The sequence below is a fragment of the Bradyrhizobium sp. BRP56 genome (assembly GCF_020194035.1).
Taxonomy (GTDB): domain Bacteria; phylum Pseudomonadota; class Alphaproteobacteria; order Rhizobiales; family Xanthobacteraceae; genus Bradyrhizobium; species Bradyrhizobium australafricanum.
The window spans coordinates 96,019-118,490 of the sequence record NZ_JADYVV010000008.1; the positions used below are offsets into that span (position 1 = coordinate 96,019).

The window sequence follows — 22,472 nt, forward strand, 5'->3', positions numbered from 1 at the left end:
AGTGTAGTGGAGCGAGGAAGGCGCCTGGAACCGGCAATGTTGAACCGAGCACTGATAGCGATCGTCGACGATGATCAGCTCTATCGTGAGTCAATGCGAAAGCTCATAGTGTTAATGGGCTACACAGTCGAGGCGTTTCCGTCAGCAGCCGATTTCCTGGCGTCACGCTTTTTGCCGGAAACCACCTGCTTGATCGCCGACGTTCACATGCCCGGAATGACTGGAGTCGAGTTGCACAAGCATTTGGTCGATGCAGGGTACGCAATCCCGACGATCCTCGTTACCGCCTACCCCGATGAGGTCGTCAGGGATCGGGCTCTAAAGGATGGGATTGTTTGCTACCTCAGCAAGCCAGTGGACGACGACTGTATCGAGCGATGCCTGCGTTCGGCTCTGCAGCCGGGTACGCCGATTGAGGACAATTCATGAGTCGTTGTCCGCCGGCAGGGTAAACTGAAATACCGCGCCGCGAGGTTCGTTCGCTTCCGCCCACAACTTGCCCCCATGTGCGTGGATGATGGAGCGGCATATCGACAACCCCATCCCTGTTCCGCCGGACTTCGTCGTGTAAAAGGCGTCGAAGACCCGATCGAGATGCTCCGGATCGATGCCCCGCCCCGAATCGCGAACGGATACGAGGGCGCCTGTCTGACCCTCCTCGGTGATGATCAATAGCTCTCTTGCCCCTTCCTCAACCGAGCCCATTTCTTCAGCCGCGTTCAGAATCAAGTTCAGCAAGACCTGTTGCAGTTGAACGCAATCCCCCATAACCGGAAGCCGTCCGTCTGCAAGCCGGGTCTGGACTGAAATGCCATTTTTGTGAATCACGCTTTGCGCCAGCGAAATCACTTCGTTGGTAGCCGAATTGAGATCAAAACGCTCCTTTCGCAAAGGCGCCTTCTTAATGTGATCACGCATCCGTCCGATGATGTCCTTGGCTCGGTCCGTGTCCCTGACAACGCAAGCGAGGGCTTCCGTGGTCTCATCCAGATTTGGCGGATTCTTTTCCAAAAAGCGTATCCCTGCACGGGCGTTATTGCGAGCGGTAGCGATCGGATGCAGAATTTCGTGAGACAGCGAGGCGGCCAATTCTCCCATCACGTTCACGCGGTTCATATGGGCGAAATCCAACTCGAGCTGGCGCAGCTTTTCGCGTTCGTTCCGTGCCCGCCTTCGTTCCGTCACATCAACGGTTGTGGTGATAACCTCGGCCAGCGTGCCCCCTGGGGAAAACACATGATAGCTGGTTCCTTCGACCCATTTGAGTGTTCCATCAGGTAAGAGGAGCCTGAACTCGTCTATGAAATCTCTTTTTTGGTGCACGGCCTCCTGAATCGCTGCCCACACCCTGTCGCGGTCCTCTGGGTGAATGCGTTCCCACATACTTTGTCGACTTGGAAGGCCCTGCAGCGGATCAAACCCCCAGATCCGGTAACTCTCGTCCGACCAATAGAGGTAACGCATCGTTGTCGCGTTATAGATCCAATTGCCAGTGCGGGTCAGTTTCTGGGCTTGACTAAGCGCTTCCTCGACGCGCTTGCGCTCTGTCAAATCGAGCACGAACGCAAGGCGCTCGTCGCCTCCTTCTTTGAACACAGCGGCGCCGATAAGCACAGGAACGCGACTGCCGTCTTTTCGGACATACTCCTTCTCGAAGGGGTGAACTATGCCGGTCGAGTTCAATTCGGCCTGAGTCAACAGATCACGCTCGCGCCATTCAGGCGAGGACAACTCGGTCCAGCGTACGCGGCCCGAAACCAAGTCCTCACGGTCATATCCCAAGATACGTAGAAATGCGTCATTGGCTTCAAGAATTCGATCGTCGCGGTCGGCAATCAGGATCCCAATGATGTTGGCGTCGACCAAGCGCCGAATCTTGCCTTCGCGATCTGCGACGTCGCGGTAAAGCCGCGAGTTTTCGAGCGAGATTGCCGCCTGCGATGCAAGGACCTTCAGCACTGTGACGCGGTCAGAGGTGAAAACGTGAGCTGCCAGGTTGTTTTCGAGGTAGAGTACGCCGGCCAGTCTGCCTTGTTTGAGCAACGGCAGGCAGAGAATTGAACGGGCGTGATGCCGATGAAGGTACTTGTCGGCGGAAAACGGGTTCGCGGCTGCGGCATCGTGGAGAAGAACGCTCTCCTTCGTCCGGATCACGTAGTGTAGGATGGACTCCGGCAGATCCGCAGCGGTTACACTTGCTCGTCGCTGACCGACGGTCACCGTATTATTGCTGGTCGTGACTTCCGCCTCAATCCGATACCCATCACCTGCCGCAAGGATCAACAGACCTCGCCCGGCCCCCGCGTGCTCAATCGCTGTGCGCATCAGCGTGTCGATCAGTTTTTCCAGGACGATCTCGCCCGACACAGCTTGCGAGACTTTGATAACAGTAGCTAGATCCAGTTGTTCGACGGATGCGCCGATTGTGCTTGTGGGACCGGCAACCGGCTTTTCCTCCCGGAGATGCGGATACAACTCGTCGAGTTGGCGTACCTTGCCGTCGGCTCCCCAACGGATGTATGCGTACCGCGCGTCCTGCAGGTAGGCACGCGCGATCTTCTCGAACCCGCGTGCGGCATAGAAGCGTGCGGCGACTTCGTTGGCGAGCGCCTCGTTGTGGACCAAACCGTGCGTGTGTGCCGAGCGGATAGCGTGCTCGTAAAGGTGTTCGGCATCGAGCGCGCGGCCTTCGATCCGGGCGATCTCCGCCCCGACGAGTGCGGCGCGGTTCTCGAAGTTTTCCGGGCAAGCCATCGCCCAGACCTCGAGCTGTCGGTGGTGCGCGGCCAGTGCCCTGACATGCTCCTGCCATTGGCCGGCCGCCGCGGACTCGCAGGATGCCGCTCTCGAGAGCGCACTGTAAAAGTGGTATTCCGCGCATTCGAAAAAAGACGCCGATGTCGGCTGCAGCTGTTGCGCCCTCAATGAGGCCTCGAGGGCACCCGCATTGTCGCCGGCAAAGAAGCGCGCCTGCAGCTTGCGGGTCCAGTACGAGCCCGCGGCCAACGCCAGATCCGGGTTCTCGCGGAAGCGGGATTCCAGTACCAGTTCGTCAAACTGGCCATCGTCAAAGCAACCGAAAATCGGCGTCAAGCCGCGGAGTGTTCGAACCAGTCCAAGCTGGCCGGCGATGGAGTCAATCGCAAAACCGAACTGTATATTCCGTGCGAACGTGAGACCATGCTCGATCTCGACTTGCACATTATCTAGCGGATCGCCCGCCGCGAGCAGATACGTGTTCAGGTGAGTGTAGTAGTACGCCGCAAAAGTAAGGTCACCGATCTGGTTTGCCGTCTCAAACGCGCGGCGTAGCAGATCACGACCTTCCCGGACATGCCGCGTCCAGAACATGAGCAAATATCCAAAGTTCAAGTAGGTCCTGGCCTGGAAGCGCTTTAGCCCGCGCTGTTCGACCAGTTCATAGCCGAGACGGCCGAATCGAGGTCCTGCCTGATAATCGCCGAATTCCGGCCCAGTAAGCCTGCCAAGCACTGCATAGGCGTAGCACGAGCCGTCACAGTTGCCGCCCTCGAGGCTGAGATTGACTGCTCGACAGATGACCATCGAACGTAGTTTCGAATCCGTATAGTGGGCAGGCGGCCCGAGCTTCGTTAGGACGTCGAGGGTCGCGAGCGATGCGGCATTGCTCATCAAAGGCAGATCAATGAGGCTTTCGATCGTGCGGGAGCCGAGTTGGGACCAGATCCGCTCATACTCGCGCCGAACCTCTTCTTCCGTCGGGTGCGGCGACCAGTCGATGCCCAGATGCCGTAGATAGTCGAGACCGACTGCGATCGCGCGGCTACCCTGATCTAGGGTTGTGTAAAGATCTACCTGCAGGCACGTGACGCGCGCTCGTTCGATCGTCGTTGCGGCACGGGCCGACAGCATCGCCAGTCGCGGCTCGGCTTCCGCCAGTGCACCAGTGAGGAATTCACATTCGGCCCGGTGCAGTTCCAGCTCAAAGATCAGGTCGTGCTGGCGCTCCCAAGATTCCTTTCGCAGCAGCGCCGCGCCGGAGATAAAATAGTTCAGCGCCGAGACATACGCTGTCGCGGTCTTGGCGCGTCTACCTGCAATGAAATTCAACTCTGCGACCCGCTCAAGCCTCTCAACTGACGTGATGAGATGCGAGCCGCGGTTGAGCTGATTGACGATTTCGAAGATCGTCTCCTCCAGCTTCTCTGGAGGAGTCTGCGCTGCGAGCAGCATCCCAATTCGGAGATGGGCTTCAGCACGTGATTCCTCAGGGATCAAGGAGTAGACGGCTTCCTGGACACGGTCGTGGAGAAACTTGTAGGAATCTTCCGAACGAAAGATCAGCCCTGCTCGCACCGCTTCCCAAAGCTGGCCATGCATCTCCTCGGCGGAGTCCTGGTAAACGATCCGCAACATGGTGAACCCTGCGTCGTTGCCCAGGCAGGCGAGCTTCTGCAATGCGTTTCGAGTTTCGGCGGACAGGCGGTTCAGCCTCCCCACCATAAGGTCCACCACATTGTCGGTGTAACCTTTGGCGTGAATGCGATTCAGGTCCCAGCACCATCGCGCCTCGCCATAATCGAAAGTGAGCAATGCTTCGTCGGCGAGCGCAGAAATGAACTGAATAGCGAAAAACGGATTGCCGGTTGTCTTCTCGTGGATCAGTTGCGCCAGTGGCGTGATTCTCTCTGGTTCGCTGTGAACAGAATCCGCGACTAGTTTTCCCAAGTCTTCACAGGTTAGGGGCGCCAATACGATGTCTTGCAATATCGCTCCAGCTTGGCGCATCGCTTCGAGCTTGCGCATCAGCGGGTGGATGGGATCGACTTCGTTGTCGCGGTAAGCGCCAATCAACAACAGGTTCTGCACACCCGGCCGGGTCAACAGATCCTCGAGCAGATCGAGCGTTGCTGCATCGAGCCATTGGAGATCGTCGAGGAACAGGGCGAGCGGATGTTCCGGCCGCGCGAATACGCTGATAAATCGCCGGAACACCAGCTGAAAGCGGCCCTGTGCATCCTGTAGCGGCAGCTCGGGGACCGGCGGCTGTTCGCCGATGATGTGCTTCAATTCCGGGATGAGATCAACAATAAGCCGACCGTTCGGTTCGAGCGCCTCGAGCAGCGCCTCCCGCCATTGCCGCAGCTCCGCTTCGGTCTTGCTCAGAAGCGGGCGGATCAGGCTCTGAAAGGCCTGCGCAAGGGTGGCGTAGGGGATGTCGCGCTTGTACTGGTCAAACTTGCCCGATGCAAAAAAGCCGCGGGGCAGAACAAGTCGCTTATGAAGCTCGTTGACGACCGCAGACTTGCCGATGCCGGAGTATCCGGAAACCAGCACCAACTCCGGCCTGCAGCCGGCGACGATGCGGTCGAAGGAGGCAAGCAGGGTTTTGATCTCGGCTGTCCGACCATACAATTTCTCGGGGATCAGCAGCCGGTCCGGAATGTCGTGTTCCCCGGGCGGGAATTCGTCGATACCGCCTCGGATTTCCCATTCAGCAAGGCAACGCCGTAGATCGCTCTCGGCGCCTGCAGCCGTCTGGTAACGCTCCTCAGCAGTCTTGGCGAGCAGCTTCATAATGATCGCAGAGACGGAGCCTGGGAGGTTTTTTAACCGCTCGCGGGGCGGCGCCGGTGGTCTTGCAATATGGCAGTGCACCCATTCCATCGGGTTGGCCGCCGTGAAGGGCAGAACGCCCGTGAGCATCTGGTACAGCGTGACGCCGAGGGCGTAGAGATCGCTGCGGGCGTCGATCGAGCGGTTCATCCGCCCGGTTTGTTCGGGTGCCATGTAGGCAAGCGTACCGGCGATGGTCTCGGGCGGCTCGGGCGCCTGCCGCTCGCGGGACAGGCGCGATGCGATGCCAAACCCGGTGAGCCGCACGTGTCCATCCGCGCAGTCCACCACAATATTGGCTGGCTTGATGTCTTTGTGGATGAGCCCGCGCTGATGAAGCTTGCCCACAGCCGAGGAAACAGCGATAGCAAGGCGCAGAAAGCGTCCTACCTCCATGGGCCCACCGAGCAAACAGTCGAGCCGCTCGCCGCCCGGATCATCGAGCACTAGCACGGTCCGACCGGCGTCGCGCATGAGGGCCAGCGGCCGCACCGCCCATGCCGCGTCGAGCTCATCTTTCAGCTCGTATTCGTGCGTCAGGCGATCGAGTCTTGTCCGCGACGGGTGATCGGCGGCGGGGGCAACAAGCAACACAGCAACCCGGTTGCCATTGTCGTCCAGTCGCCAGCCTCGGCTGAAGACGCGCTCGCCGTCCTCCCACAACACCTGAGAGCTGCCGTCCGAGTACGCGACGTTCAGCAACTGTTGCACCCTCTGTCAGACTCTGGCGTCGGGCTTCGGCTTGAAGTCGGCTGATCAAGCTCTTCGCCACACACGCTGCCTCACTCCAGCCTGGAGAAATCGTACTCCATCGCCCGAGAAATGCCAGCCGCCACCCCCGTCTTGCCGGGTACGGCGGACGCGGCTTCGTTTAGCAGCAATTTGGAGCGATTTGCCCGCCCTCAGGGTGCAGAGACTCGAGCTGGAACTCAGCCATCGCGAGCCCCAGCTGACGCAGCTCACCGATCCTGGAAGGGAAATCCTTCCGAAGCTGGCGCGCATGCTGGACTCGGCAGAGACGGTACGTCATCGAGCCCAGGCGCGTCCCGCGCTCCTCAGTGTAACGGAGATAGTGTTCCGGCTTCATCGCGCATCGACGCCGCGGCTCACTCCGCCGCCGCCGCCGTCGTCTGGTTCGGCTTGCCCTCGTTCTTGCCTTCCGCGAGGTTCCGCACCACCATGTAGAAGATCGGCGTGAAGATCAGGCCGAACAGCGTGACGCCGAGCATGCCGAAGAACACGGCGACGCCGACCGCCTGACGCATCTCCGAGCCGGAACCGGTCGACACCACCAGCGGCAGCACGCCGAGGATGAAGGCGAACGACGTCATCAGGATCGGCCGCAGGCGGAGCCGGCAGGCCTCGATAACAGCCTCCAGCCGCGGTCTGCCCTCGAGCTCGATGTCGCGCGCGAACTCGACGATCAGGATCGCGTTCTTGGCAGCAAGCCCCACCAGCACCACGAAGCCGATCTGGGTCAGGATGTTGACGTCCTGGCCCATGATGCGCACGCCGATGGTGGCCGCGAACAGGCACATCGGCACGATCAGGATCACCGCGAACGGCAGCGTCCAGCTGCCATATTGCGCCGCCAGCACCAGATAGACGAACAGCACACAGATCGGGAACACATAGAGGCCGGCATTGCCACCTGTCACCTGTTGATAGGACAGATCGGTCCATTCCAACGAAAAGCCGCTCGGCAATGTTTTGTCGGCCAGTTGCTTGATGGCGTTGAGCGCCGTCGTCGAGCTCACGCCCGGTGCCGGCTCACCCTGCAGTTCGGACGCAGCGTAGAGATTGTAGCGCGCGACACGATCGGGTCCCGAGATATCCTTGAAGTCCACGACGCTTCCGAGCATCACCATATCGCCGGCGGCGTTACGGGTGCGCAGCCGCGCGAGATCCGCGCCCTCCTTGCGGAACGGGAGATCGGCCTGTGCGGTGACGTGATAGGTACGCCCGAACAGGTTGAAGTCGTTGACATAGGTCGAGCCGAAATAGGTCTGGATGGTGTCATTGATGTTGGCGATCGGCACCCCGAGCTTCTGCGCCTTGACGCGATCGATGTCGACGAAGAGTTGCGGCGTATTGACCGTGAAGGGCGAGAACACCTGCGTCAACCCGGGCGCCTTGCGCGCTGCGGCGACGAGCTCGTCGGTCGCGGCTGCCAGCAGCTCTGGGCCGCGACCTTGCCGATCCTGGATACGGATGGTGAAGCCGCCGCCGGTGCCGATGCCCGGGACCGCGGGCGGTGGAATGACGATGACGAAAGCGCCCTCGATCACCGACAGCCGCTTGCGCAGATCGGCTGTGATCGCGTTGGCCGACAACCCCTTCTTCTGCCGTGCCTCCGGCTCGTCGAACACCGGGAACAACGCCGCGGCGTTGCCGGCCTGCGTGCGCGTCGCTCCGGAAAACCCGGCAAAGGCCCCGACACGCACGATACCTGGCGTATCCAGCGCAATCCGCTCGATTTCGCGCACCACCGCAGTGGTCCGCGCCAGCGATGCGGCGCCTGGCAATTGTGCCGAGATGATGAGGTAACCGCGATCCTGCGCGGGAATGAAGCCCTGCGAGGTGGTGGCGAGCAGCCAGCCGGCGCTGCCGATCAGCACGAGATAGATCACAAGCATCACCACCGTATGCCGAATCACAAAGCCGGCGGCGGCCGCGTAGCCGCGCGCCAGGCGATCGAAGATGCGGTCGAACAGCGCGGTGAAGCTGTCCCAGCCGCGTGCGATGATGTTCCAGCGCGCCGGCGGACGTTTCTCCTCGTGCGGAGTAAGGATCTGCGAGGCCAGTGCCGGTGATAACGTCAGCGAGCAGAATAGGGAGATGGCGGTCGCGACCGCAATGGTGACGGCGAATTGCTGGAAGAACTGTCCGGAAATGCCGCCCAGGAAGGCAGTCGGCACGAACACCGCGCAGAGCACCAGCGCGATCGAGACCAGCGCGCCGCCGACCTCCTCCATGGTCTTGAGCGCCGCCTCGCGCCGGCTCATACCGAGCTGCAGATGTCGCTCGACATTCTCGACAACCACGATGGCGTCGTCGACCACGATGCCGACCGCGAGAACCAGACCGAACAGCGTTAAATTATTGATCGAGAATCCGAGCACCGCCATCACCGCGAAGGTGCCGACCAGCGACACCGGAATCGCGACGATCGGGATGATCGCAGGCCGCCACCCCTGCAAAAACACGAGCACCACGATGACGACGAGCGCCATCGCCTCGTAGATCGTCTTGACCAGCTCATGGACCGATTGGGCGATGAATTCGGTGGGATTGTAGCCGATATTGTAGTCGAGTCCCCTAGGGAAGCTCGTCTTCAGCCTCTCCATCGTGTCCGAGATGCTTTTCGCGGTGGCGAGCGCGTTCGATCCGGGCCGTTGCGTCACCACCATTGCGACGGCCGACTTGCGCAGGACGAAGCTGCCGGTGGCGTAGGACAGCGCACCGAGCTCGACGCGGGCAACGTCGCGCAGCCGCACGGTACGGCCGTCGGAGCCGGCCTTCACCACGATGTCCTCGAACTGCCTGATATCTTTGAGGCGCCCAGTGAAGACGAGGTTCGGCTGGAATGCACGATCGGCTATCGGCGGCTCCGCGATCTGTCCGCCCGTGATCTGCAGGTTCTGCGCGCGGATCGCCGCTATCACCTCGCTCGATGTCAGACCGAGATTGGCGATCCGGTCGGGATCGAGCCACAACCGCATCGAGTAGTCGCGCGCGCCGAACATCTGGATGTCGCCGACGCCGTCGAGCCGCAAAAGCTGATCGCGGACCTGCAGCAACGTGTAGTTTGAGATGTAGAGCTGATCGAACGTGTCGTCGGGCGACAGCACGAACACGGCCATCAGGATGTCGGGCGAATTCTTGCGGGTGACGACACCGTTGCGCTGCACCTCCTCGGGCAGCCGCGGCTGCGCGATCGCGACACGGTTCTGCACCAGCACCTGGGCCTTGTCGAGGTCGGTGCCGAGCTTGAACGTGACGGTGATGGTGAGCTGGCCGTTCGAGGTCGCCTGGCTGTAGAGATACAGCATGTCCTCGACGCCGTTGATCTCCTGCTCGATCGGGGCGGCGACGGTGTCGGATACGGTCTGCGCCGAGGCGCCCGGATATTGCGTGGTGACGGTAACGGTCGGCGGCGCCACCTGCGGATATTCCGAGACCGGCAGCGTCTGGTAGGCGATCGCGCCGACGATCACGAGCACGATCGACAGCACCATCGCCAGGATGGGCTGGTTGATGGAAAGCCTTCCGAGATTCATGGCTTGGCACCTGCTGGCTTATCGCCCGCCGGCGCCTGCGCCATTTTCGGTGTCACCTTGGCGCCGACGCGGGCGCGCTGCAGCCCGTCGACGATGACGTGATCCTCCGCTTTGAGGCCCTCGCGAATCACGCGCAGCCCTTCATCGAGCGGCCCGAGCACCACCGCCCTTGCCTCCACTGTGTTGTCGTCCTTGACCACGAACACGATCTTGCGCGACTGGTCGCTGGCGACAGCAGTGTCAGGGATCAGCAGCGCCTCGTAGGGCGCGGAGCCGATGATTCGAACCCGCCCGAACTGCCCGGGCAGGATCGAGAGATCCTTGTTCGGGATGATCGCGCGGCTGCGCAGCGTCGCGGTCGAGACATCCAGTCGATTGTCGAGGAAGTCCATCTTCCCCTCATGCGACGGCTTTGTTTCGCCGGTCAGCGTCACCTGCACCGGGTTCGGCGCGTCGCGCGAGCTCGGACGCTTGCCTTCGAACCAGAGCTTACTGTTGCGCTGATAGGTCGCCTCGTCGACGTCGAAATAAATGTATATCGGGTCGAGCGACACGATCGAGGTGAGCAGCGTCGCACCGCCCTCGCTGCCCTGCACCAGATTGCCCGGCGTCACCAGATGGCGGCTGACGCGGCCGGTGATCGGCGCCAGCACATGGGTGAATTCGACATTGAGCTGGGCCGCCTTCAGCCCGCCTTCGGCCTGCGTCTCGGCGGCACGCGCCGCCTGCAGTGCCTGGCGGCGCTGGTCGACGACTTGTTCGGAGACCGCGCTGGTCTGCACGAGGGTCAGGCCGCGATCGAGATCGCGCTTCGCAAGCTCCCCTTTGGCGCGTGCGTCGGCGAGTTGCCCCTCGGCTTGCAGCACGACCGCCTCGAACGGGCGCGGATCGATGACGTAAAGCAGGTCGCCGGCGCGGACGATCGCACCATCCTTGAACTCTACACTGTTGACGAAGCCGCCGACGCGGGCACGGACCTGAACCTCCTTTATCGCCTCGAAGCGGCCGGTGAACTCGTCCCAATCGGTGACGGTCCGTTTGACCGGTTGCGCCACCGTCACCGGCGGCGGCGCGGCCGCCTGCGATTGCGCCTTCTCGTCGCAGCCAGCGAGCGCCAGCGCGAACAGCAGACCGACCGATGCGAAACCGCATCGAAGGCGACGAAACGAACTTCGCGCCGGAGCCGGAGGCTCCGCCGCCGCTAAGGCCCCGCCGGGTCGCAGTGTCAGCGTGCCCATGGCGCGACGATTTCGATTACATCGTTGCTTTGCATATCGACCCACTCTCAATCTTTCCATCGTGTTCCGCGTGCCGATCGCGAAACCGCAAGTTTCGGCTCGACGATGCTTTTGAAAGTGACCTTGCAACACTGGCGACGGAAATCACCTCTCGCCATGGAGTCGATAAACGGTCGTTATTGCCGCTCGCCGCGCGAGCGTGGACGCCGTAGCGGGGAACGCCACAAGCCGCATGGCACTCGAAGCCGCGACGTTTTCACTCTGCAGAAGCTTCCAGGCTGCGTACAGTCGCCGGCAATCGATGCGTAAAGGGCTCCGAGCGAAGCTCGTACATGGCGTAAGAGCCGCAAAAGCGCGCGCGGCACTGTGGCCCATTCATGGTCTGCATCAATAACTCAAACGCATTTTTACAATCTGGCGCGTCTCGACGAAGAGGTCACTCCGCGCCAGACACTTAAGGATCATTCAGGAGACGACCGCACCACGCTCGTTATCGGCCCCGCCCCATGTTTCGCCACCGTTCTCCTCCGCAACGACAGGCGTCGTTGCGTCCACCCACCTGGAAAGTCAATTGGCAGCAACAATCACTGAATGCGCGATCGCCGACGCGAAGGCTGGGCGGGGTATCGTCACCTCGAAACTCGATGGTTTGAGGACTGAGCTGGAAGGCTGCGCGCTCGTTCGCATTCTTTCCGACCGGGACTTCGGCTCGCTGGAAGCTAATGCATTGTTCGCGAACGGAAAGACCATTGAGCCCGCTACACACGTTCACGGATTTGTTCACTGGGACTTCGACACTGGCTTCACGGAGCATTCCCGGCGGGAATGGACATGATAGCTTTACCTGAATGGTCGCCGGATTTACTTGCTGAGCGCACTGGCTGGAGCGGACGCAGCGCTGGGATCTCGCATGAACGCCAAGAGTTATTTGGCGCTGCCACTGGCGTACACACTCGTCGAAGCCGGTGGATCAGTCATCCGAACGATCGGGACCTAATCATGACCAAGACCCGCGAAGTTGTCGTCGCAAGCGACCTCACCAATCATGGCGCGCTGGTTGGCCATATCGGCGAATCTCGGTTTCCTGTCGGCGGCCCAGATGGCGTCGGCCACATTTCTTCTGGACCCAATCCTTACGACCTTCTCAGCGCGTCTCTTGCCGCATGCACCGCTATGAGCGTTCGTTTTCAGGCTCGACGCCAGAAACTACCGCTGGAGCGGCTGGAGGTGGGCGTCAGCTTCCACCACGGCGCCCAGGGCGAAAGAGATTCGTTCGAGCGCACCCTCGTGCTGGAAGGAGAACTCGACGCGCAGCAGCGCGCATTCTTGCTGGAAGCCGCAAACCTCTGTCCCGTAGGCCAAATTCTCGGCATTAGCGCGGATATTACCACACGCCTGGACGTTACAGCTTCCGGCCACAACGAAAGCTCTCCAGCCAGCTACGAGGATGACCTGGCTCTACTTCCGATCCCGAATATTACTCCGGATTGAGCGTCTCTAGTGCCGTCGATCACTGCACCGGGGCAATCGCAGCCTATCATACCCGCAGGGTCTCCAGTTCGCGACCCCGCGAGGCCCCCGCGGGGCATTCGCTCCGCGGCTCACCGCTGACGCGCCTTGATCTTTCGCCCCGATGGCATCGATTCCATAGCCACGGTTCATTGGACCATCGATTTTCATGATCGTACTTTTGCTCGTCTGCAAGAGAATTCGAAGTGACGACACACCACACACGGGGAGGTGGATGATGAAGGCAATCGTCGTAACGGACCAGGCTGCAGGAACTGCCGGGATGAGGCTCGTGGAGCGGCCCGAGCCGCAGGCGGCGATCAACGACGTCGTCGTTCAGGTTCATGCATCGGGATTCGTCGGGACTGAATTGGCGTGGCCCTCGACATGGACCGATCGCCTCAATCGCGACCGAACACCGTCGATCCCCGGGCACGAGCTGGCTGGAGTGGTCACCGCTCTCGGCTACGGCACGACGGGGCTGTCGGTGGGACAGCGGGTGTTCGGCCTCACGGACTGGACTCGCGATGGCACCCTGGCGGAGTATGTGGCCGTCGAGGCCCGCAACCTCGCGCCGCTGCCGGGCGACGTCGACTTCACGGTGGGCGCGAGCTTGCCGATCTCGGGCCTGACCGCGTGGCAGGGACTGTTCGAGCATGGCCGCCTTCAGGCAGGGCAGATCGTCCTCGCGCACGGCGCGGCCGGCGCAGTCGGGTCGATGGTGACGCAACTCGCACGAGAGGTCGGCGCCCACGTCATCGGCACCGGACGCGCCGCCGATCGTCAGAAGGCGCTCGACTTCGGCGCGCAGGAGTTCGTCGACCTTGAGAACGACGCCCTGGAAGACGTCGGCTCAGTCGATCTGGTGTTCGATCTTATCGGCGGCGACATCGGGAAGCGTTCCGCGCGCCTGATTCGAGCCGGAGGAACACTGGTGTCCATCGTCGGGCCGACTGAGGCGCGGCCCGGCTACGGCCTGGCGATCGACTTCGTTGTCGAGTCCGATCGTGGCCAACTGACTGAGATCGTCCGGCGGGTGCGCGACGGACGGCTGCGGACGAACATCGGCAGCATCGCGGCCCTCGACGATGCCGTCGCTTCTTTCAATCCGACCAAGCGGATCAACGGGAAAACGATTATCCGCGTTCGTCCGTGAACGGCACGTGTCTTCGATGCACGCGGCTGGCTGCCTCCTATCAGACGCGCCGGGGACAACCTCGGAAATTACCAATGGCCCCTGGCATGAGATGCCGGACGGGCTCCATCCCTGCGACATTTCCAGCAAAGAGAGCGAAAGCACTCTCGTACCTCAACCCATCAGTTCACCCCATAGGAATCACCATGACTACCGGAATTACCAAGACCAACGCCGTCATCGAATGTATCCTGAGCCGCAGCTCCACCAAGTACTACGACCCGACCGCCACCTTGAGCGACGAACAGATCCGCGAGCTGGTGCGAATCGGCACCACTGCGCCGACATCCTTCCACTTGCAGAACTGGCGCTTCATCGCCGTACGCACGCCGGAAGCCAAAGCTCGGTTGAGCCCGATCGCTTGGAGTCAGCCCGCGATCACCGAAGCGGCCGTTACATTCATCGTCTGCGGCCAGATGGCCGATTCCAGCGTGGTACCAGAGCGTCTGGCACCGCTGGTGGAAGCTGGCATCATGCCGGCAAAGATGGTGCCGGAATGGGAAATCCCCGCACGTGATCTTTACATGGAGTACCCGCAGCGCCAGCGCGACGAGGCCGTGCGTACCGCCACTTTTGGCGCAGCGGCAATGATCACTGTAGCCACCTCGTGGGGCCTGGGTTCTACACCGATGATCGGTTTCGATGCCGAAGCGGTGCACCGCGAGTTCGGACTGACCAAGGACGAAGTACCGGTCATGCTGTTGTCCGTAGGGGCCGTGCGTCCGGGAAACTGGCCGCAGAAGCCGCGCCGGCCGGTGGCTGATGTGTTGAATCTCGTTTGATGATTAGTGAAAACCAGCAACCTACAGAGAACATGATGCCAAGGATTGCAGCTCTAAAGCCGGAACAGGTGCCGGCTGATTCGAAACCGACCCTCGATATGTTCGCCAAGAACATCGGGTTCACCCCAAATATGATGGCGACTTTCGCGATAAGCCCGATCGCGTTCAACGCATGGGCCGCCCTGCTCGGCTCCTTGAGCAAGGCGCTCGACGTGAAGACGCGTGACAGCATCGGCCTCGCTGTCTCCGAAGTGAATGGCTGCGACTACTGCCTGACGGTTCACAGCTTTACGGCCGATCATATGGCCAAGCTGCCGGCAAATGAAATCATTCTCGCTCGGAAGGGCCATGCCAGCGACCCGAAGCGGGACGCCGCCATCCAGTTTGCGCGCAAAGTCATCGAGACCCGCGGCAAGGTCAGTGACGGCGATCTGAAAGCCGTTCGCGATGCCGGCTACACGGATGCGAACGTCATCGAGATCGTCGCGCTGGTGGCCATGTACTCCTTGACGAACTTTTTCAATAACGTGTTCGATCCCAAGAAGGACTTTCCCGCCGTTGCGCCGGCTGGCTCGATCTGAACTCTCCCCGGTCGCATCGACCACAGGGTGCTTGGAGGTTCTATTTGAGGCGAGGTAACGCCAGAGTCCGGATGCACCCAGGAACGATTCTTGGGAGCGCGTCTGGGCTTTTGGTGTGTGCCGACAAGGTCAGGATACCGCATGAACTCCTCGTCCCTCCCCTTCATTGCGGCGATCGAGATCATCTTCAACCCCCACCAGACGACCTATCGAGTCGAACGGTTCGAGCTCGGGTTGTGTCAGCTCGAACTCGTAGCATGGAAAGGAACGGGAAATGGCAGTCGCGACATGGAACGGAACAGTGATAGCGGAATCGGAGAAGACCGTTGTCGTCGAAGGCAACCACTACTTCCCGCCCGGGTCCGTCAATACGCAGTATCTTAAGCCGAGCACGACGACCAGCCGGTGTCCATGGAAGGGCCTTGCAAATTACTATTCGCTAATCGTCGATGGCAAAATCAATGAAGACGCAGCATGGTATTACGCCAAGCCCTCCGATGCAGCAGCGGCCATCAAAGGCTACATCGCATTCTGGAAAGGTGTGGATGTTAGGTAATCGACCGACCGTCGTCATCACTACTCGATGAGAATCGCATCAGACTCTACAAAATCGGCGATGCCACTCTGCCGCTCTCGCAGGATCGATGTTTCGGCTCGGGTCAGGTAATACTCATCCAGCCTCGTTATCTCCTCAAAAAGTGCCGATCCACGCTCGTCGTATAACCAACGGCTCGGCAGTGTCTTCACATCAGCGGATAATCCGCAGATGACGTCTCTGGCAAATGCATGTTCAACAGGGGCGATGCTGCTATTTTCGTGAAGCATATTTTCCGCTTTCGGTGACACAACGAATAACGGCCGCGGTAAACCGGCGGCCGATATCATCAGCGTGGATTCTTGGCTGGCGCAGCCAGTATGTTATTTGATGGGCGTTGTCAGCGGGTTGTCATTGGCGTCGAGGACGAAGACGGCGAGCAGCTTTGCCGGCTCTGTCTTGCTCGCGTTGCGGCTGATCGAATGGGTCGCGCCCGGCGGTTCCGACCAGCGCTCGCCTGCGCGATAGATGCGCGTCTCGCCGTCGTTCACCTTCGACTCGATCGCGCCCGATATCACGTAGGCGTAGATGAAAGCCGACTTCGCGTGGGTGTGGGACGGAGACGCCGCGCCCGGCGCGTAATTTACTTCGAGAGCGATCAGTGACTTACCGGGGATATTGGGAATAGCCGCCTCGAAGTTCTTCGTGACGGATTGCGCTTCGCTATCAAGGGCGCCGGCTATCAAGAAGACGTAGGCGGTGCAGGTGGTGGCGATAATGGTTCGGATCTTCATGGACTTTCTCCTTCTGCCTGTAGGTTGGTCTTCGTTCTTCATTGCTTCCTCTCGGCCATACCGGCCCGGTGATTACGAACACCGAACGGGTCCGTTTCGCGGGATGAAGTCGACGTGGGGCCCGGGCTCGATAACGAACACCGCGAGCGTTGCGAGAACGCAGGCGACTGCGGCAACAGCCATCGCCATGTGGAATCCCGAGAACAGCTGAGGACCGCCCTGCTGCAGGACGCCGCCGAGTAGGGCGATGGCAACGAGTGACCCGGCGCGCGAGACCGCGCTGTTGACGCCAGACGCGGTTCCGGCGCGATCGGGCTCGACGGAGGTGAGGACGAGGGTCGTCAACGGCGCGATCGCAAGGCTCATGCCCAGCGACAGCAACAGGATGCTGGGGAAGATGTCCACCCAATAGGTCGCGTTCGGTCCGATACGGAGCGCCATGGTGCATGCCAAGGCGACGACGGCGCTGCCGGCGAACAAAGGCAAGCGCCGGCCGAACTGGCGGCAGAGCGCGCCGGCGAGCGGCGAGACGACCGTAATCAGCACTTGCAGAGGAATGAACGCCAGGCCCGCCACCAGCGTCGGCAGGTGCGCACCACGGATCATCACGAACGGCATCAACGTCAGCATGACCGTGAACGGCCCATAGAGGAGCGCGGTGAACAGGTTCGCGCCGACGACCGACCGCGAGGCGAAGAGCGACGGGGGCAGCATGGCGTTGTCGCCTAATCGCCATTCGGTCACGATGAGGCCAGCTAAGCCGCCCAGACCGACGATCAGGGTGACGAGCACGCATAGGTTCAGACCGGAACCGTTGGTCAGGCTGGTCAGCCCCGCGCCCAGCCCGCCGAGCCCGATTGTCGAAAGGACTGCCCCACCAACGTCGATCCGGGCTTGGCTCGTCGGGGAGTCCTTGGGTATCCACACGGCGCCGACGGCCAGCGCGCCGGCGACTACGGGCAGGAGCATCAGAAAGGTCGTCCGCCAGGACCCGTGATCGAGGATCGCGCCGGCGATCGCCGGCGCGACGCCGCTGGCGACAGCCGCGGCGGCGGACCAGATGCCGACCGCACGGGCTTTCTTGTCGGCGGGAAAGGCCTGCCCGAGCACGGAAAGGCCGTTGGGCAGGATCAAAGCTTCGCCCAAGCCTTGCAGGAAGCGGCCGACGATGAGCAGCGCGAAACTCGGCGTGAAACCAATCGCGGCCGCGCCCAGGCCAAAGAGAACGATCCCCGCGAGGAAGATCCGCTTCTGTCCGAATCGGTCGCCCAGGGCGCCGGCGACCAAGGTCAGGGCCGCGAGCGGCAGGAGCTCGGCGTTCATCACCCACTGCAGTTCGAGCGGCGACAGGCGCATGTCTCGGCCAATCGCAGCGAGCGCGACGGTGATGACGGCGCTGCTGACGAACACGAGGCAGCTGCCCAGGCTCGACGCGGCGAGCACCTTTGTGCTGCCCTGCGCGCCGACGGCCTTAGGCTCGGAGAGCGCAAGGCCACCGTCGGTCAGGATCAGGGACGCACTGCTCACGACCTAATTCCTCATGGGTACTGCGCCGGCCAGCGCGTGAAGATTTGATGATCGAGTGTCACTTTCTTGCACTTAGATGAGCCGGCCGAGTTGGAGGGACATGGCCGGTCTTCCGCCTGGACGCATGCCGAGCTGGCGAGAAGCGCAGAACCGTTCTCCGCCCCCAAGTCCTCAGGGACGAACGCGAATGATTGTCTTCCCCTTGCGTCGCTCGGTCCGATTGAAGGCGGCGACGGCATCGTCGAGGGTCGCGATGTCGCCGATGTTCGTCCGCAGTCGTCCGTCCCGCACCCGCTGGATGATCTCACTCAGTTGGGCGCGATCGGACTCGACAACGAAGTCGATCGCCAGGCCATCAGCCGGCCGTGCTTCGGTCGGGCCGGCGATGGTCACCAGCGTTCCTCCGGCTCGAATCACGCGCGCGGACCGCTTCGCGATGTCGCCACCGAAGATATCGAACACCAGATCGACTCCGCTGATATCTTCCAGAGTGTCGTTGTCGAGATCCACAAACTCCAGTGCGCCGAAGTCGAGCGCCGTCTGACGGCCGGCAGCATGCCCGGTGCCGATGACGTACGCCCCGGCCTCACGAGCGAGTTGGGTTGCCATCGAACCGACTACGCCGGCAGCACCGTGCACGAGGACGCTCTGCCCCGCGAGAAGGCGGCCGTGCTCGAACAATCCCTGCCACGCGGTCAGGCCCGGCATCACGAGGGCGGCGCCCACCGTGAAGTCAACATCTCCCGGCAGCGGCGCGAGGTTGCGTGCCTCGACGGCTACATACTCCGCCAGCGTGCCGTCGCGAGTCCAGTCCGTGAGGCCGAACACCCGCTGCCCTACCGACAGCCCCGTCGTGCCATAGCCAAGGGCGGTGACCACCCCGGCCAGCTCGTGGCCGGGGATCGAAGGCGTCCGGTCACGGCCGAGGCGATCGGTCCAGGTCGGGGGCCACGTCAGCTCATCCCCGGTGAATCCCGACGCATGAACCTGAACGACGACGTCGTTAATCGCTGCCTGCGGCTCGGGCCGCTCCACCAGCTTCATCCCGGCCGTTCCCGCGGCCTGGTCCGTTACCACAATCGCCTTCATGTGAATTGCCTCCTCAGTTACTTGTCTCTTTGCTGGATATTCCAGCGATAAAGCCCGCTCGACATCACGCCAGTGGTTATGGGTCGCTTCCAAAAGCGAAGATGGAAGAGCGCTTTGCCAGTGGAGCATCATAGTAAGGAGTCGACGGTCCATCGATTCGAGCCGGCGAGACCCAGAAACAGGGCGCAGCACATCGCAGCGAATACCGAGTAGTCGAATGGCGACTTGATCCCAAACGAGATCGCCATGGCTGAACCGAACAGGAAGAGCAGACCCGCGCTACCGAAAGCCGCCCACCGCAGCGCTAGTCCGAGTACCAGCGTAACGCCAAACAGGAACTCCAACACCGTCGCGGCCGTGCCGAGAAAGAGCACCATCCATGCTGGTGCGAACGCATTTACCTTGGCCGCGTAGTCCAAAAATCGCTCGAATGTCCCCCAGGAAACTCCGCGCTCGCCTGGATTGCCGTAGAACCCGAGCCGGTCGCTGACCGACAACAGGAACGAGGCCCCCAGTGCCGCGCGGCTTCCCAGCGAAAGAAGATCGAGGGCAAGAGGAGCTCGTTGGTCCGCGGATTCCAGCTTGAGGATGGGTTGGCTACGCGAAGTGCGCAGGACGCTGCGAAGCGTTTCGGTTGTTGCCATCATGGTGCAATCCTACGGATGGGTGGGAGCAGGAATCCCGGGGATCGATACTGTAAGCGCTCCGTCGTCGACATTGTCGGCAGTGATGGGCCAATCACAAACAATCGTGCCAAGGCAATGCCCAAGACAGCGACGATCCTCATGGCACTGCTCCCTGTGTTGGTGAACCGGTAGCGTTCTTGACTATTCACTTGTCCAGCAGTGGATAGAACTGGGTCCAGACATCGTCTTTCATTGATCGCAGCGCGGGGCTAAATTTTCCAATAGCCGGCATATATAGTTTCCATAGCGGCGGGGAATATTGCTGCGACGCTCCAAGTTGCGCAGGCCGCTACTGCATCAAGCCGCGCAGCGAGCCGATAACGATCGCCTATCGATTCTATGGCAAGACGTGATTTCCCTCGCCGGGATTCGACCGCCACAGTGTGGGACCGCTTTCAGAAGCACCTTCAAACCTGAAGCGAGACTGCAGATGACCACTCCTGCAAATCAGAGACGGCGAGCTTGTCGCCACGAGGCGCGGCTGCTTCTAGAGCCGTGCGGCCGCGGCGTTATCGATGCAGAACCCTGCCCGCGAGAGCTCGGGCGGGAAGCGTCGCCTCGGTGCCGGCGCATGGTGCTCACGGCCTGCGTGCTCGCGTCCTCGATGGCTTTCATCGATGGGACAGCGCTGCCCGTTGCCTTACCGAGATTGCGCGCTGATTTCGGAGCGGACCTCGCCTCCGTTCAATGGGTTCTCAACGGGTATATGCTGGCGCTCGCCTCGCTGACATTGATCGGCGGCGCGCTCGCGGATGTTTACGGCAAAGCGCGCATGCTGGCGATCGGTTGCGTCCTGTTCGGTCTGACGTCCGCGGCTTGCGCGCTGGCGCCTTCGCCCGCCTGGCTGATCGCTGCGCGCGTCGCACAGGGAGCGGCCGCGGCGATTGTCACCCCGGCCAGCCTCGCCCTGATCGGTGCCACCTATCCGCGCGCTGAACGGAACCGGGCGATCGGCGTATGGGCCGCGGCATCGGCTCTCACCACCGCCGGAGGTCCCGTCCTCGGCGGCTGGCTGACCGAGACCTTTGGCTGGCCATCGGTGTTCTGGATCAACCCGCCGCTCGCGCTGGTAACAGTGGGAGTCCTGCTGGTCTTCGCCCCGAAAGATAGCCGCATCCAGCTCAGGTTCGACGTGGTTGGCGCCGCGATCCTCGCTTCGGCGATCGGGGCTCTCACCTGGGCGCTCAGCCAGGTCGGCCCCCGTGAAGCTCAGGCCGGTGCGGGCACACCAGCCCAGCCGGACATGGTGCTCGCGATCGCCGCCGGGCTTGGTGTTGTCGGGCTCGCCGTCTACGCGTTGTGGGAACTCAGAAGCGAACACCCGATGACGCCACCCCGCCTGGTGGAGAACCGCGCCTTCCTCGGGCTGAACGTGGCCACCCTGATGGTCTATGCGGGGGTCTCGATCATGTCCTTTCTGCTACCCTTTGACCTCCTCGATCGCCGCGCCCTGTCGCCGACCGATGCCGGGCTGTCATTCCTGCCCTTCACGCTCGGCGTGGGGCTCTTGTCGAATCTCTTCGGCGGGTTGGCGGACAAGATTGGCGCGCGGACCATGCTCATCGCGGGACCGGCGGGTGCGGCGCTCGCGTATGTCTTGATGGCGCTCGGCCGGGAAGAATCCCTGATGCTCGGCGTGATCGGACCCATGACCCTTCTGGGCCTGTCCTTCGCTGTGCTTGTGGCGCCGCTCACTGCGTCGGTCATGTCGAGTGTGGATCAGGCCGACGAAGGACTCGCCTCCGGCATCAACAATGCGGCGAGCCGGATCGCACAGCTTGCCGGGGTGGCACTGGCCGCCGGCGTCGCGTCCTTCGCGTCCGGCTACGAACTCGGCCTCGCCATAGCCGCCGCGACCTCGATCGCTGGCGCCCTTACAGCCTCGATGACCTTGACGCCGGCCGCGGCGAAGGCGGACGGCTCGGGAGCGGCTTAGACTGCAGCAGCGCGTCCGCCGCTCACGAGTAGTCACCGCCGCTCTGCTGACTGAGGTTGCCGAGGTAATCGCGCTTCCCGATCTTCGCTCCGAGGTGCCGAAGGATCGCGTGCGCAATCGATATGTGAAAGAAGAAGTCGGGCAGCACCAGGTGCCGAATGTAATCGCCGCCGCCGAACCACCCGCGCACGATTGGCGGTGTCAGCTCGTATGTGTGGGACTGCGCGCCGGCAATCTCGTCCGGCCGCACGTTTTGCAAGAAGTCGCGCGTCTCGAGGAGCCGCCCCTTCAATGCAGGGTACATCATCGGGGTATTGTGCGGTGCTGGCGCGTCGCGCTGCATCAGCTTCGCCATGTGTGCGTAGACCTTGTTGCAGCTCACGGAAAACTGTTCTCCGAAAGTCAGCATGTCGGGCGCGAGCCGCTCGCTAAGGATCCTCCCAGGCTCAATCCCCCTGATCCGCTCGAGGGCTTGAGCGTGATCGAGATAGTCGTCCATCACGTTCAGTCCGTGCACAATGAGAGGAACCGTGATGTCATAGACCGAAAAGGACACGTCGAACTCCATGCGCTCGTTTGTACTCTGAACGACGATCGGACCTGCAAGGCCGATAGCCGAAACGAATGGTCACAACGGGCTCTTCAATCTTCCAGCTTGCCGCACGAGCTTGCGGGATTCGACATTACCTCCGCGAAACTGCGGCAAAAGGAGAGCGCCCACGCAT

17 protein-coding genes are annotated in these 22,472 nt (G+C 61.7%); 8 read left to right on the forward strand and 9 right to left on the reverse strand.

Annotated features, from left to right (window positions below):
• The first annotated feature begins 36 nt into the window (after positions 1 to 36).
• Positions 37 to 429, forward strand: a complete 393-nt coding sequence (locus I6F38_RS08225; protein WP_225159900.1) for a response regulator — start codon at positions 37 to 39, stop codon at positions 427 to 429.
• Here the strand turns inward: I6F38_RS08225 and I6F38_RS08230 are convergent.
• The 3 genes from I6F38_RS08230 to I6F38_RS08240 all read right to left on the reverse strand — a co-directional run bounded on the left by I6F38_RS08230 (position 424) and on the right by I6F38_RS08240 (position 11,113).
• Positions 424 to 6,306 (reverse strand): AAA family ATPase, encoded by a 5,883-nt coding sequence (locus I6F38_RS08230; protein ID WP_225159901.1) that lies wholly within the window; start codon positions 6,304 to 6,306, stop codon positions 424 to 426. The two genes, I6F38_RS08225 and I6F38_RS08230, sit on opposite strands and share 6 nt — an antisense overlap.
• A 395-nt stretch (positions 6,307 to 6,701) precedes the next feature.
• Complete coding sequence (locus I6F38_RS08235) at positions 6,702 to 9,875, reverse strand: multidrug efflux RND transporter permease subunit (RefSeq protein ID WP_225159902.1); 3,174 nt, start codon at positions 9,873 to 9,875, stop codon at positions 6,702 to 6,704.
• Complete coding sequence (locus tag I6F38_RS08240; RefSeq protein ID WP_225159903.1) at positions 9,872 to 11,113, reverse strand: efflux RND transporter periplasmic adaptor subunit; 1,242 nt, start codon at positions 11,111 to 11,113, stop codon at positions 9,872 to 9,874. The genes I6F38_RS08235 and I6F38_RS08240 overlap by 4 nt, the downstream gene beginning before the upstream one ends.
• Before the next feature lie 571 nt (positions 11,114 to 11,684).
• On the opposite strand from I6F38_RS08240, the gene I6F38_RS08245 reads away from it, so the two are divergent.
• From I6F38_RS08245 to I6F38_RS08270, 6 genes are all read left to right on the forward strand, one after another.
• The gene (locus tag I6F38_RS08245) at positions 11,685 to 11,948 is read left to right on the forward strand and encodes a hypothetical protein (RefSeq protein ID WP_225159904.1); all 264 of its coding nucleotides are present in this window, start codon (positions 11,685 to 11,687) and stop codon (positions 11,946 to 11,948) included.
• 164 nt (positions 11,949 to 12,112) lie between these two features.
• Entirely contained in the window at positions 12,113 to 12,604 is a 492-nt protein-coding gene (locus I6F38_RS08250; protein ID WP_225159905.1) for an OsmC family protein, read from the forward strand.
• A gap of 256 nt (positions 12,605 to 12,860) precedes the next feature.
• A complete protein-coding gene (locus tag I6F38_RS08255; protein WP_225159994.1) occupies positions 12,861 to 13,778 on the forward strand; it encodes an NADP-dependent oxidoreductase in 918 nt (305 codons plus the stop codon).
• A gap of 185 nt (positions 13,779 to 13,963) precedes the next feature.
• Positions 13,964 to 14,599: a nitroreductase family protein gene (locus I6F38_RS08260; protein ID WP_225159906.1), complete on the forward strand. Its 636-nt coding sequence runs from the start codon at positions 13,964 to 13,966 to the stop codon at positions 14,597 to 14,599.
• A 35-nt stretch (positions 14,600 to 14,634) separates the two neighbouring features.
• Positions 14,635 to 15,180 (forward strand): carboxymuconolactone decarboxylase family protein, encoded by a 546-nt coding sequence (locus tag I6F38_RS08265; protein WP_225159996.1) that lies wholly within the window; start codon positions 14,635 to 14,637, stop codon positions 15,178 to 15,180.
• A 274-nt stretch (positions 15,181 to 15,454) separates the two neighbouring features.
• Entirely contained in the window at positions 15,455 to 15,736 is a 282-nt protein-coding gene (locus tag I6F38_RS08270; protein ID WP_225159908.1) for a DUF427 domain-containing protein, read from the forward strand.
• Positions 15,737 to 15,756: 20 nt separating this feature from the next.
• On the opposite strand, the gene I6F38_RS08275 is transcribed toward I6F38_RS08270, so the two are convergent.
• From I6F38_RS08275 to I6F38_RS08295, 5 genes are all read right to left on the reverse strand, one after another.
• Positions 15,757 to 16,065, reverse strand: coding sequence for an L-histidine N(alpha)-methyltransferase (locus I6F38_RS08275; RefSeq protein WP_346657100.1), 309 nt, complete (start codon positions 16,063 to 16,065; stop codon positions 15,757 to 15,759).
• Between the two features lie 33 nt (positions 16,066 to 16,098).
• Positions 16,099 to 16,509: a cupin domain-containing protein gene (locus I6F38_RS08280; RefSeq protein WP_225159910.1), complete on the reverse strand. Its 411-nt coding sequence runs from the start codon at positions 16,507 to 16,509 to the stop codon at positions 16,099 to 16,101.
• A 72-nt stretch (positions 16,510 to 16,581) separates the two neighbouring features.
• Positions 16,582 to 18,036, reverse strand: coding sequence for an MFS transporter (locus I6F38_RS08285; RefSeq protein ID WP_225159912.1), 1,455 nt, complete (start codon positions 18,034 to 18,036; stop codon positions 16,582 to 16,584).
• Positions 18,037 to 18,207: 171 nt separating this feature from the next.
• On the reverse strand, positions 18,208 to 19,125 hold the full coding sequence (locus I6F38_RS08290) for an NADP-dependent oxidoreductase (protein ID WP_225159914.1): 918 nt from the start codon (positions 19,123 to 19,125) through the stop codon (positions 18,208 to 18,210).
• Between the two features lie 128 nt (positions 19,126 to 19,253).
• The gene (locus I6F38_RS08295; protein WP_225159917.1) at positions 19,254 to 19,772 is read right to left on the reverse strand and encodes a hypothetical protein; all 519 of its coding nucleotides are present in this window, start codon (positions 19,770 to 19,772) and stop codon (positions 19,254 to 19,256) included.
• A 610-nt stretch (positions 19,773 to 20,382) separates the two neighbouring features.
• Between I6F38_RS08295 and I6F38_RS08300 the strand changes: the two genes are divergently transcribed.
• Positions 20,383 to 21,747, forward strand: a complete 1,365-nt coding sequence (locus I6F38_RS08300) for an MFS transporter (protein ID WP_225159919.1) — start codon at positions 20,383 to 20,385, stop codon at positions 21,745 to 21,747.
• Positions 21,748 to 21,769: 22 nt separating this feature from the next.
• Here I6F38_RS08300 and I6F38_RS08305 read toward each other — a convergent pair whose 3' ends face one another.
• Positions 21,770 to 22,315: a DUF1993 family protein gene (locus I6F38_RS08305; RefSeq protein ID WP_225159921.1), complete on the reverse strand. Its 546-nt coding sequence runs from the start codon at positions 22,313 to 22,315 to the stop codon at positions 21,770 to 21,772.
• Positions 22,316 to 22,472 lie beyond the last annotated feature (157 nt).

What these genes read in the sequence shown, in the direction of transcription:
- I6F38_RS08225 (WP_225159900.1), top strand. Translation starts at nt 37, where the DNA reads ATGTTGAACCGAGCACTGATAGCGATCGTCGACGATGATCAGCTCTAT.
- I6F38_RS08235 (WP_225159902.1), bottom strand. Translation starts at nt 9,875, where the DNA reads ATGAATCTCGGAAGGCTTTCCATCAACCAGCCCATCCTGGCGATGGTG.
- I6F38_RS08240 (WP_225159903.1), bottom strand. Translation starts at nt 11,113, where the DNA reads ATGGGCACGCTGACACTGCGACCCGGCGGGGCCTTAGCGGCGGCGGAG.
- I6F38_RS08250 (WP_225159905.1), top strand. Translation starts at nt 12,113, where the DNA reads ATGACCAAGACCCGCGAAGTTGTCGTCGCAAGCGACCTCACCAATCAT.
- I6F38_RS08255 (WP_225159994.1), top strand. Translation starts at nt 12,861, where the DNA reads ATGAAGGCAATCGTCGTAACGGACCAGGCTGCAGGAACTGCCGGGATG.
- I6F38_RS08260 (WP_225159906.1), top strand. Translation starts at nt 13,964, where the DNA reads ATGACTACCGGAATTACCAAGACCAACGCCGTCATCGAATGTATCCTG.
- I6F38_RS08265 (WP_225159996.1), top strand. Translation starts at nt 14,635, where the DNA reads ATGCCAAGGATTGCAGCTCTAAAGCCGGAACAGGTGCCGGCTGATTCG.
- I6F38_RS08270 (WP_225159908.1), top strand. Translation starts at nt 15,455, where the DNA reads ATGGCAGTCGCGACATGGAACGGAACAGTGATAGCGGAATCGGAGAAG.
- I6F38_RS08275 (WP_346657100.1), bottom strand. Translation starts at nt 16,065, where the DNA reads ATGATATCGGCCGCCGGTTTACCGCGGCCGTTATTCGTTGTGTCACCG.
- I6F38_RS08280 (WP_225159910.1), bottom strand. Translation starts at nt 16,509, where the DNA reads ATGAAGATCCGAACCATTATCGCCACCACCTGCACCGCCTACGTCTTC.
- I6F38_RS08290 (WP_225159914.1), bottom strand. Translation starts at nt 19,125, where the DNA reads ATGAAGGCGATTGTGGTAACGGACCAGGCCGCGGGAACGGCCGGGATG.
- I6F38_RS08295 (WP_225159917.1), bottom strand. Translation starts at nt 19,772, where the DNA reads ATGATGGCAACAACCGAAACGCTTCGCAGCGTCCTGCGCACTTCGCGT.
- I6F38_RS08300 (WP_225159919.1), top strand. Translation starts at nt 20,383, where the DNA reads ATGGTGCTCACGGCCTGCGTGCTCGCGTCCTCGATGGCTTTCATCGAT.
- I6F38_RS08305 (WP_225159921.1), bottom strand. Translation starts at nt 22,315, where the DNA reads ATGGAGTTCGACGTGTCCTTTTCGGTCTATGACATCACGGTTCCTCTC.